The organism is Anabaena sp. FACHB-83, assembly GCF_014697485.1.
Classification (GTDB): domain Bacteria; phylum Cyanobacteriota; class Cyanobacteriia; order Cyanobacteriales; family Nostocaceae; genus Nostoc_B.
Genome location: NZ_JACJRY010000090.1, coordinates 1 through 11,187, shown reverse-complemented (window position 1 = coordinate 11,187; position 11,187 = coordinate 1). Strand labels below are relative to the sequence as shown.

Below are 11,187 nucleotides of genomic sequence, written 5' to 3'. Positions count from 1 at the left end.
TTTTTTGAAGATGTGCTGCAACTATTTTTTCTCGAAGATCGACAGAGTATGACTTCATTTAGAGGTATTTATATTTTAATTTATTGTACCTCATAACAGACGCAAGTGCTGTAACTAAGTAACTCCAGCTTTCGTTCTGGCGATAAATCTCGGTAAATCTCATCTCGTTCAATCTCTCGTGACTTGTCCCACTGCTCTAGTATTAGCTCTAACCCTTCCTCATAAAGTTTGGAACGTTTTGAGTAGAACTTGCCAGTTTGGTGAAACACGGTACAAGTCAAACTCAGCAAAATTGGTGTAATCGCTAAATCCCGAATCGCTTGATTCGCTTCCATAAAAAGCTGATCTAGAAACTCCTGTGATTGTGCTAATCCTGCTGAGTCATCCCCAACAACTGCCTGAAACCAATGCTCGGCAAATAATCTCACTTGAGCTTGACTAAAATCTGATACTTCTACATAATCAAAACGCTCAAACCGCGATTCTTGGCTTTGCGTCCGACAGGTCACAATTACCTGCACCTGCGGATAAGAACGAGCAAACTGCTTAATTTGCTTGGTGATGTTCTTACCATCTTCCCCTGTTACTTCATCTAATCCGTCTAGCAATACTAATGCTCGACCTTGATGGAAAATTAAATTAATTTCTATGTTTGATAACTGCCAGCATTGCTCAAAATAACGCTCCAGCGAATGGGCAAATTTACGCCCATCCTCTACAAATTCGCGTAATTTAATCAAAGCTGGGATTCGGTGCGCTTGTAAATTGCCAGCGTTGCACTCGGTAACTACTCGTTGCAAATAAGTGGTCTTCCCTGAACCTGGTTTACCCACCACCATGAGATTTGTATTTTTCGCCAGTACCTCTAGTCCTGAAACCCTTTGTCGCTCTTTACCTAAACCAATGCGATCCAAACTGCGATCGCCTGAATATCTCTCCATCCCAGTTGTAAAATCTTGCCACAGGTCATCGAGTTCTGACTTACGGCTACTGCTCAGTTCCTCTAGGATGTTCACATCCACAAACAAATCACCTAAAGGAACCCAGTGATCTACACCCCATAGTGGCATTGTGCTATGTAATCGCTGAATATCATCATGAATGCGCGATCGCACTTGTTGCACCAGTTCATCAACAGACTGCTGATTCTGCTCTTTAAATGGGGCAAATTGACCAGTAGCTTTTAGTTCCTCAAGGAGAGACCGAATTATTTCTCGAATTAATTCTGCGTCTGCGCCTTGGTAAGTGCGTAGGCAAAGCCCACCGAAGGTATCGCCTACGTGAATATTCTGTCCTTGTCCCAGGTTGACTGCATATTTCCCTTGCTGAGAGACAATCTGACCACTACCACTGAGCCATTGTCGCAGGACTGTTATATCAGCGTCCGTCTGCTGTTTTTTGACGATGCGCTCAAGTATGGCGTTGAGTTCTTCAGGGGTGGTCATTTTGATTATGATTCAGCAGTCAATTTGTATCTGGGTTGAGATGGCGATCGTAACTGAGTAGCTTCTTTATATTACTGTTGTAAACATTACCTGATTTTATCTTCGCCAAACTTTAATGGTCTGATCTCTTCCTCCGCTAATTAGTGTTTCTCCATCTGGGCTAATTGCAATTGATGTCACACCTCTGCGATGTCGTTCAGGGAAAATTTGAAATTCTTTTTCAGTAATTTTCCACTCTACAATTGTTTCATCATTACTTCCACTCACTAAAGTTTTACCGTCTGGACTAAATACAAGACAAGTAACGGCATCTGAATGTTGTTGGAGAGTCTGAGGGGTTTCTCTAGTATTTAAATACCAAAGTTTAATCTTATTGTCATTGCTGCCACTAGCCAATATTTCTCCATCTGGGCTAAATGTTAGCGTATAAACAGCGTCTCTATGTGCAGTAAGTGTACCTAAACATTTCTTACTATCTATATCCCATAGTTTGATAGTTTTATCGTAGCTACAACTAGCAAGAATTCGTCCGTTTTTTGGGTTAAAAGCAACACAGGTTACTTTATCAGAATGCCCAGATAATTTAGCAATTTCTTTGCCACTTTCTACATCACACAATTTAATATCATGATTATCATTGGCGGCTAATATTTTGTTATTAGGACTAAAAGCGACTGAATCAAAACCAAAAACATCTAAAAAATTACTTAAAAGAGTTTTACCAAATGTATGAAGCGGATTTGATGAACCTAAACGCCAAATGTATATTTGATAGGCTTTACAAGCAGCAATTAATTGAGCATCTGAACTAATGGCTACAGATGTAAACCATAAATCAAAAACGCCTGTTGCAGAAAAGGGAACAGAAATTTCTTGTAGTCTTTCTCGTGTGTTTGTCTGCCAACGTTTAATAACTTGATTGCCACTACTAATAAAATACTCTTGATGAGGACTAAAAGCTAGTTTTAATCCATAACGCATGACAGATTGTTGAGAAAAATCAGTTAAATTTTTGGCTAGTTTATCTATAATCGGAATTCCAGTGGATTGATTTTCCACTTGAGTGTAATCATTCTCTGTTAAACTAGCGACACATCGCCAAGTTACTTTTTGAATGGCTTGAACTAAAGCTTGGATGGCTTGTTCATCCCAGGTTTGGTAAATGCGATCGCCTATATGGATGTCTCTACCTTCACCAATGTTGACATTGTATTTACCTAGTTGCGATACGATTTGGCGATCGCCAGTCAAAAGTTTCTGACGTAAAAATGATATATCTTCATCGGTTTGTTGTCCCTGTTCAGCCCGATTCAGAATTTGCTGGAGGTGTTTATCAGGTGTCATTGAATACTTGTGAACAATGTATTAGTAATTTGGTTAATAATCGCGGTTAACTCTTGGGTGAGATATAAAATTGTAAATGTAGCCTGACAAGATTATCAAAGGATAATATCTGTGACACTCAAAATGAGGTAGCCTAGTCAATGGCACGATTTTACGCAGACGAGCAATTTCCATTTCCAGTTTTGCCAACTGAAATTGTTATGCCATATTAACCACTTAAAATTTGCTCAATAACTCCTTGCAATTTTTTCCAGACAATTTCGCCTTTAAATTGTTCCCAAATGCTTCTGGGTTTGTAGAAGTACAACTGCTGCTGGTTTAGTTCGTAAACCACTGGGATTTCATACCAAAGCATATCTACTCTAAAATCAAATGGGTTAGTTGTTTGGATGGCTTTTTTGGTTTCCATATCAAGTTCATCTACTAAGGCGATGGCAAAACAAAAGTGAGTTGGTACTCTGAAATTAAAGAAGCCTTGTCTTGGTGTACCTGGGCTAATTTCTTCTCTAGCCCATACCATTGATTGAGCCGAGAATTGCTGCAAAGTTGTTATTCTTAGGCTGGCAAACTCAGAGAACATAAATAAGGCTTCACTTCGCATTCTAAATCCTGCCTTAAAGTCTTTGATCCTAGCAATATAGTTAAATAATATACCTGTATTTAATACATTTTGACGTATTTCCAAACACCCTTGTTGCCGTAATTTTTGCAAAACCTTTTCAAAATATTGCTCTATGGCTTGACGATTATTACAAGCTTCTATTGTTCTAAAATATTCAGCTTCACTATGTTTCTCTTGACTGGCTCGAATAACTTGAATCAATACCTGAATAGCTTCATCATTGTTTTGATAATAGACTTTATCGCCAATGTGAATGTCCTTACCCTTACCAATACTGACATTATACTTACCTAGTTGTTTCAAGCTTTGGCTATCATCACTTGTAAGCAATTGTCGGAGATATTGGATATCAGCTTCTGTTTGCTTGTTCTCAGCAATGCGTTTGAGAATAGAATTTGTTTTATCCGCAGTATTCATAATTTTTTAATTTGATTTTATTGTTGATTATTAGTGTTAAATGACATATTAACAAAGTGTTCCTGTAAAAGTGAATGAATAAATCGGTATGAGCCACCTACCCGTTGAAGTATAGTTCGTTCAGTAGCATAGTTAAGGAATTTACTATAATTCCAAGGGATATAACCATTGCAGTAAAGAACGAGACGCAGTATGAAATGTTGAATACAAGCAGCACCTCCACTGATTAACCAAAAAATTAAACCAAAACTTATACCTTTTGTATAGCCACTAATTACTCCAATCATTAAACCACTTGCAATTCCAATAACACTCGCATTTACAAAAGAGTTTCGGATTCCCTGATTTGAGTGATTACTTTTTTCTGGACTTAAGGTGGCTGAACCACGAAATGTTATTGTTATTAAAATAGTTTGGATAATTTGTCCAAAGATTAGTCCACTAATGCTTCCAAAATACCAAATTGAAACAATATTTCCTAAATAATAGTTGATTATTGACGAATATATTAGTAAAGAGATTAAAAAGAAATGAGGTAGTATAAAACCGCAAGGCAAGCTCCACGCTAATCTACCCATAAAAGCTAGTCCTGACGAAACTAAAAAAAATTGATTTACTGTAATAGCTAATAAAAATAAAATTGAAATAAGAGTAACCTTTAGTGTACAGTATGTTACTGAAATTAGACATACAATTACTGCAATAGTAATTGATGTTATTGCTATTTTTTACGAGACAATTAACTTTTCAATTGGTTGTATAACATTGATAAAAACTATTATTAATCCCACGCTTACAAGTATAGACAAAAGAAAAAAAGCAAAAAATATTGGTAGGGCTAAACAAAATGCAATTGCTGTGATAGCTATTAATATAGTTATATTTTTAAAAAATTTTACTGGGAAAGCTAACCAATGAAGTAAATCGAAGGATTCATAGTTATAATTAAATGGCAAAATATTAAATGGCAAAAGAATCAAAAAATATAAAACTAATAAGCCAGCCAAAGAGGAGATTTTATAAATAAAAATAATAAAAATCGAAATAGATAAGGGGAGATAAATAATTGAGTTAAAAATGCCCAGTAAATTACTAAATCTACTAAATATAAATTTAATGATTTTTAATAAAAATAGCATTAATGGTTTAATGAAATAACTAAAGGCTAAAGAAAAACTTACTACTAAAATAGCTATAATTAACTGTGGCATTATGTCATTGATTAGCATTATTAACTGAGGAATTTCATTTTTAATGAGTTTTATTTCTAAACCATTATTTATGTGAATACATATTTCAACTATTGATGAAATGATTATAAACAAAATTAAAATATATATATTTTTTTGATTCCCATACAAAGTTTTACTGGGTTGGAGTTGCGCGATTACAAAATCAAACTTAGATTCTTGAGCTAACTGTTGAGCTATCCATGTGAGCCATACTCTAATTTTCTTGCTTTTAGCGTTATTGTCATCGATTAACCTTTTATAAATGTATGTATTCCAAAGATACTGAAGACGTTCTTCTGACGAGTCTATTTTTTGCCATTTTTCAAGAGAAATTTCTTGACAAGTTACAATAGCAAGATTTAAAAATAATGGGATACGAATTAGATCCATCAAAATAGTGTCTTGAATAAGAGTATGTGAATGAGGGAAATTTTGAATCTGTTGTAAGTAGTTTTGAATTTGGTCGTCACTAAGTGGAAGAAGACAAACAGCCCCATTTAGCTTTAGTTTGATTTTGGCATTAATATACTCTTCTTTGCGAGTACATACTATCAAAGATGGTGGTCGATTAACTTCACTCAAAAATATATTAATTCCTCGAATACAGTCCTGATAAAGAGATGATTCCAACTCATCTAAACCATCTAATAAAGGTAGCAGCTTTTGTTCATTCAACCATTGTTCGATAGTTTGAGATGATTGTCCATATTTCATACTAAGTTCTACTATTATCCACTGACGAAAGGGTTGTCGTGGATTTTGCCAAGAGGCTAAATTTAGAAGTACAGGTATCGGTTTTAAATGCTGCTCTTCTGCAAGAGTAACTAGAATTTGTGCTAATTCCAATAAAGTTGTTGTTTTTCCAGAGCCAGGCTCTCCAATAATTAATAATTTACCTCCAATTTCATCATGATTGAATACATCTATAATTTGAGGTTCATCGGAAGTAAATTGATTACTATTAAAACCGATTTTGATATCCAAATTCCAAGGGCAGTTGACTAATTCTGGCTGTAGTTCTTTTTTCAAATTAATTGGCTTGGCATTCTCTACAAATAAAGATTTTGTTAAGCGACCTTTAACTTCTTTTTTGACATTATCTAGTAATGACTCTTCCTTTCTAGGACGTTGGGTCGCTTTAGTTTCTTGAAAGATATTGCGAACTATTTGCTGAATTGTTGCGGCATCTGCACCTTGGTAAGTGCGATCGCCTAGATGAATATCTCCCCCAGTTATCTGCCCAATGTTAGTGTTAAACTCGCCATTTTGAGATACTAACTGCAATACACCCTCAACTATTTTGAGCGATCGCCGCAGTTTTTCAATATCTGCATCAGTCTGACTTCCTCTAAGGATACGCTCAATAATGTCATTCAAATTATCTTTATCAGCCACACTATTACTCCACACGCAATTTTGATAAACATTTAGTATATAAATAAAATAATCTATAGCTTAATCTTTAATTTTTTCGGGTTATCTCCTTTATTTTGGACTCAATTAACTGTTCCACTTTATTAGCTGCATAGTTATTTGCATTATCGTTATATCTATCAGCTTTAACCCGAATACCTTCCACAACTCCATTGATGCTTTTAACTACAACCTGAAAGCGACCATAAGGTTTTTTGTTATGTCCCCAAGGTGTATCAACCACCTTGTTAAAAACATAAACATATTTATAAACAAAGGATGACCAATTACCGCTTAGAGCATATTCTTGATAGTTATCTTTGTTTTGTTCATTTTCAAGCCTTAAAGCATCCAGGTAAATCTCATAGTGATAAAAACTTCCCGTACCACCTTGCTCACCTTCTTTCCCCTGAAACTTCGCATTATTTAAAGTAGTAATCAATTCTGCGCCTAGAGATTTCGGTTCTGTAGATGTAGATTGTTGCAGTTCTTGAACAATATTGCGAACTATTTGGCGAATTGTTTCGGCATCCGTACCCTGGTAAATGCGATCGCCTATGTGAATTTCCTGTCCTTGTCCCAGATTAACAGCATATTTGCCTTGCTGTGAGACAATCTGACTACCATTACTGAGCCACTGTCGTAGAAGTGAGATATCACTTTCAGTATGCTGGTGTTTCACTATACGCTCTAGTATAGGGTTTAACTCTTCAGGGGATGTCATTAGTTTTAATTTAAACAGTACATTCTCGTATAGCAATAAGGTATTTCATTCAAAAAATCTAGTCAATCATTAAGTTATATTAACTATTGCCAAAACTATTTTTAATCAATTGCTCTAGTTGTTTGATTTTCAACAAATTACCAATTGCGTTCTCTGAGATTTTCTATACCTTCCTCACTTTCAATATTTATTTGAAGATATTGAATAATCTGTCTAGCGAATAATTTGACATGAATATTATCATCTGTTAACCAATGTGAGATTTCTTCAATACGTTTCTTATAAAAATTAGACATCGCCCCTTCTACTACATCAGGAGTAGAGTTTATAGCACAATAAATATATGATTTAATATCCTCATTTTGTGTACGCAAAATAATCTCTCGGCTTAAGTTATAAAATACAACTAAATCTGAATTATATGGTGCGAGTTGCTGTAAGCTCCAGAATATTGCCGGATCTAGTACAGGATATTCTTTTGCTACAAGTTGTCTAATAATATGCCATTCTTCTTTTAACTGAGGTTGACTCCAATCAATGTAGCGATAACTAATGGCGATCACTACCCAAAGAACGGTATCATCTAGTTTGATCCATGACATTATGTATGTTCTAGCTAATTCTTGGTTGCTCAAACGCATTCCAGCTAAAACAAAACCAAGATGGTGTTTTAAACTGTTAGTATTAGTTATTACTTTGTCTATAAAACTTTGAGCTATTTCAGTTTATGTTTCTCCAAGTATCCTCAGTAAATTATTGAGTCCAAAGGTGTTATTTTTGCCGATGCTTAAAGTTTGGTTAGCTATAGTGTCTAATTCTTGGATAAATTTCTCTAGGTTTAATGTTGAAATTGATTGAACATATTCATTAATCTTTTGTTGTTTTTGCTCTTGTGCTTGTTGCCATTTTGTTTCTGCGTGCTTCCCATCGAAATGTTGTAAATTAATTTGATTTTCTTCATCATCTAATCTGTATCTACCAACAAGAAGTCGGTAAAGTTGATAAGTTTTATGGTCTTTCAGGTTCTGTTGTAAAATATCTAGTTCTGCTGACTGATATTTATGAAATTTTTTCGCTTGAATTGACCATTCTGCTAGTTTGTCTAAAATAGGTAATTCTGCATTTTTCATAACAGAGTTTGAGAAGAAATCTGCTGTTTTTGCACAATCAGAACATAATTGATTTCTAGTTTTGGTAGAAACTTGCTCTCTTGAGCTTAAATAAGGTGTTGCTCCATTGCACAGAACTTGAACAATTTGTAGCCTAGTCGGTAAATCTTGTGCCTGCTGATATGCCGTGTATAATATCCCTAAAGAATGTTCACGAATTTGTTTTAAGGTGTCTGATATTATTAGATCGCCCCGGTAAATAACAATACTCCCTACCTGAATTGGATTAATTTCAGCACTATGGAAGTCTATTTTTAACATACACTGAAGTAACGGAAGGCTTAGATGTAGATTGTTGAGACAGTTCTCCTTTAACCAATTTGAAATAAATTCAAGTAATATAAGTTGTACATCATAAGACTTATTTATCTGAAATTCTGCAATTTTTCCTAGTGCCTTTCTTGCTTTATCTCGAACTATCCAATACTCTTGTGTTTCTAGTTTATATGTCAATACAGTTCAGTTAAGGCAACAACTTAGACTGGTGTAGGTTGGGTGGAGGAACGGAACCCAACATTTTCAAGGCTTTGTTGGGTTACGCTATCGCTACACCCAACCTACTATTCTCTTAACTGAACCGTATTACATTATGAGGTTAGTCAGTAAACGGAGCAAACATTTGAACATATTTAAAATTTGACAAAAATTATTGCGTTTGTATTTAGCCATCTGCAATGCAATATGGCAATACTCCTCTGAATCTGCTGTGTGAAAAGCACCTCAATTACAACAGCCATGTCTTTTTAATGTATTAATTACAAACATTGCAATTAATAATACTGTTGATTTCATCAGTACTCACCACATTAATAAATTTTTTGTTCTATTTTAGACAATAAAGTCTTGAATATACTTAAATTATTCTTAAACTTATTTTTTCATGTATATAATATTTATCTAATGTTTATCAATTCCTTCAAGCTGAAGGCGATTTTTTCCAGTATTCCCATGTGGAAATTCAGCAATATTATTGCCCTGTAAATCCCACAAGCGTATAGTTTTATTTTCACTGGTAGTAGCGATGAGTTTACCATTGGAGCTAAATGCTAAGTTTGTAACTTGGCCTTCAGGACTGTTGAAAGTTGTTAGCTCCTGACCTTGTAAATTCCACAAGCGTATAGTTTTATCTTCACTGGTAGTAGCAATGAGTTTACTATTAGGGCTAAACACTAAGTTTGTAACTTGGCCTTCAGGACTGTTGAAAGTTGTTAGCTCCTGACCTTGTAAATTCCACAAGCGTATAGTTTTATCTCCACTTGTAGTAGTGATGAGTTTACTATCAGGGCTAAACATTAAGTTTGTAATTTGGCCTCCAGGACTGTTGAAAGTTGTTAGCTCTTGACCTTGTAAATTCCACAAGCGTATAGTTTTATCTCCACTTGTAGTAGTGATGAGTTGACCATCAGGGCTAAACACTAAGTCTGTAACTTGGCCTTCAGGACTGTTGAAAGTTGTTAGCTCTTGACCTTGTAAATTCCACAAGCGTATAGTTTTATTTTTACTAATTGTAGCGATGAATTTACTATCAGGACTAAATACTATACTCTTATTTCCATCCACATGACCAAAATCTGCCAGCTTTTCACCTTCAATATTCCACAATCTTGCTGTTCCGTCTTTAAAAGTGATAACAGCGAGTTTTTTATCAGGACTGAATGTAATACCAGTAAAATCTTTTAATTGAGATTGGAAGTGGGATTGGAAGAATTTAGGGCTAGTAGTCCAAGAATATAAGAATGAAAGGAAGATACCAATACCAAAACTAAAACTAAATGTAAATAATTTGCTTCTGCGGCGAGTTCTTATTGTGGCATTGGCATTCTTTAGGATGCTTGCAGCTTCAACAGATCGCAAATACGCAGTCTCTCGCTCCGCTTCCAACCAGTTTGCTAGGCAAGACCAGTTTTGTACAAGAGCCTCATGGATAATCTCAACCTGGGTGTCCTCTAATGTATTGCCTTGTGTTAAGCGTACTAGCCGCGCTTGAACCAACTTATCCAATACCCGATCAACGTCATCGTGTTTTTCCCCTATCTGGTATAGTGTTTTAAACTGGATACGATTACTGGTAACTTCTTGCCCCTTGATAGGTTGAACAATTTGCAGCAGCATACGTTTAACTATCATCTGCTCTTCAGGAATTAACTTCTCGTAAAACTCATCAGCACTACGAGTCAGTGCCTGACGGCCTCCACCCAAAAGTTGATAAGTTTCCCAGGTAACTCGATTGCGCTCTCGGTTATCCCACAACTTCAGCAAAGTAAACTGCAAAAGTGGCAATGCTATTGGTTCGCCCAACACATCCTTAAGCAAAGCCTCAACTAGACCTTCTTCAAATTTCAAACCCACTAACTCAGCAGGTTTTTCAATCGCCTCTCTTAGTTCGCTAACATCTAATGCTGTTATCAGTATCTGAGCCTGTTCAAATAAATCCTGGAACATCGAAACCTGTGCTATTTGACCCTTAAAGTCGGCTTGCATTGTAAGGATGACAATGTTTCGGTTATCTGGCGAGTGAATAAAGTCTATTATGTTTTCTATGAAAGTTTGGCGAACATTCTCATCACGGCATAGCGTGAACACATCCTCGAACTGATCCACGATGAGAACACTGGGTGTATTACCCAAGCCATTGGTTAGTTTGGTTAAATGATTGCGATCTTTGTGAAAGTTCTCTACTTGCTGCTGAAGCCATTCACTATCATTAACTTCAAGGGGCGACAATCGCCTATAAACCCCGCCAGATAAAGGTTTAGGAGGCACATAACCCTTGAAAAAATTGGGTGCTTATTGAGAATGAACTGTACAGTTATTAAGCAGC

General features: G+C 35.6%; 9 protein-coding genes. All 9 read right to left on the bottom strand.

Annotated elements, in window-relative coordinates; translation table 11 throughout:
* Positions 1-80: 80 nt before the first annotated feature.
* Positions 81-1,445, bottom strand: coding sequence for an NACHT domain-containing protein (locus tag H6G79_RS35475; RefSeq protein ID WP_190595191.1), 1,365 nt, complete (start codon positions 1,443-1,445; stop codon positions 81-83).
* Positions 1,446-1,541: 96 nt separating this feature from the next.
* Positions 1,542-2,789: a WD40 repeat domain-containing protein gene (locus H6G79_RS35470; protein WP_190595192.1), complete on the bottom strand. Its 1,248-nt coding sequence runs from the start codon at positions 2,787-2,789 to the stop codon at positions 1,542-1,544.
* Between the two features lie 208 nt (positions 2,790-2,997).
* On the bottom strand, positions 2,998-3,828 hold the full coding sequence (locus tag H6G79_RS35465) for a hypothetical protein (protein ID WP_190595193.1): 831 nt from the start codon (positions 3,826-3,828) through the stop codon (positions 2,998-3,000).
* Between the two features lie 17 nt (positions 3,829-3,845).
* The gene (locus H6G79_RS35460; RefSeq protein WP_190595194.1) at positions 3,846-4,406 is read right to left on the bottom strand and encodes a hypothetical protein; all 561 of its coding nucleotides are present in this window, start codon (positions 4,404-4,406) and stop codon (positions 3,846-3,848) included.
* 150 nt (positions 4,407-4,556) lie between these two features.
* Positions 4,557-6,455, bottom strand: a complete 1,899-nt coding sequence (locus H6G79_RS35455; RefSeq protein ID WP_190595195.1) for an NACHT domain-containing protein — start codon at positions 6,453-6,455, stop codon at positions 4,557-4,559.
* Between the two features lie 67 nt (positions 6,456-6,522).
* Entirely contained in the window at positions 6,523-7,197 is a 675-nt protein-coding gene (locus H6G79_RS35450) for a hypothetical protein (RefSeq protein WP_190595196.1), read from the bottom strand.
* 137 nt (positions 7,198-7,334) lie between these two features.
* Positions 7,335-7,799: a hypothetical protein gene (locus H6G79_RS35445; protein WP_190595197.1), complete on the bottom strand. Its 465-nt coding sequence runs from the start codon at positions 7,797-7,799 to the stop codon at positions 7,335-7,337.
* A gap of 123 nt (positions 7,800-7,922) precedes the next feature.
* Positions 7,923-8,819 (bottom strand): hypothetical protein, encoded by an 897-nt coding sequence (locus tag H6G79_RS35440; protein WP_190595198.1) that lies wholly within the window; start codon positions 8,817-8,819, stop codon positions 7,923-7,925.
* A gap of 444 nt (positions 8,820-9,263) precedes the next feature.
* The gene (locus H6G79_RS35435) at positions 9,264-11,129 is read right to left on the bottom strand and encodes a WD40 repeat domain-containing protein (protein ID WP_190595199.1); all 1,866 of its coding nucleotides are present in this window, start codon (positions 11,127-11,129) and stop codon (positions 9,264-9,266) included.
* Between the last annotated feature and the right edge of the window lie 58 nt (positions 11,130-11,187).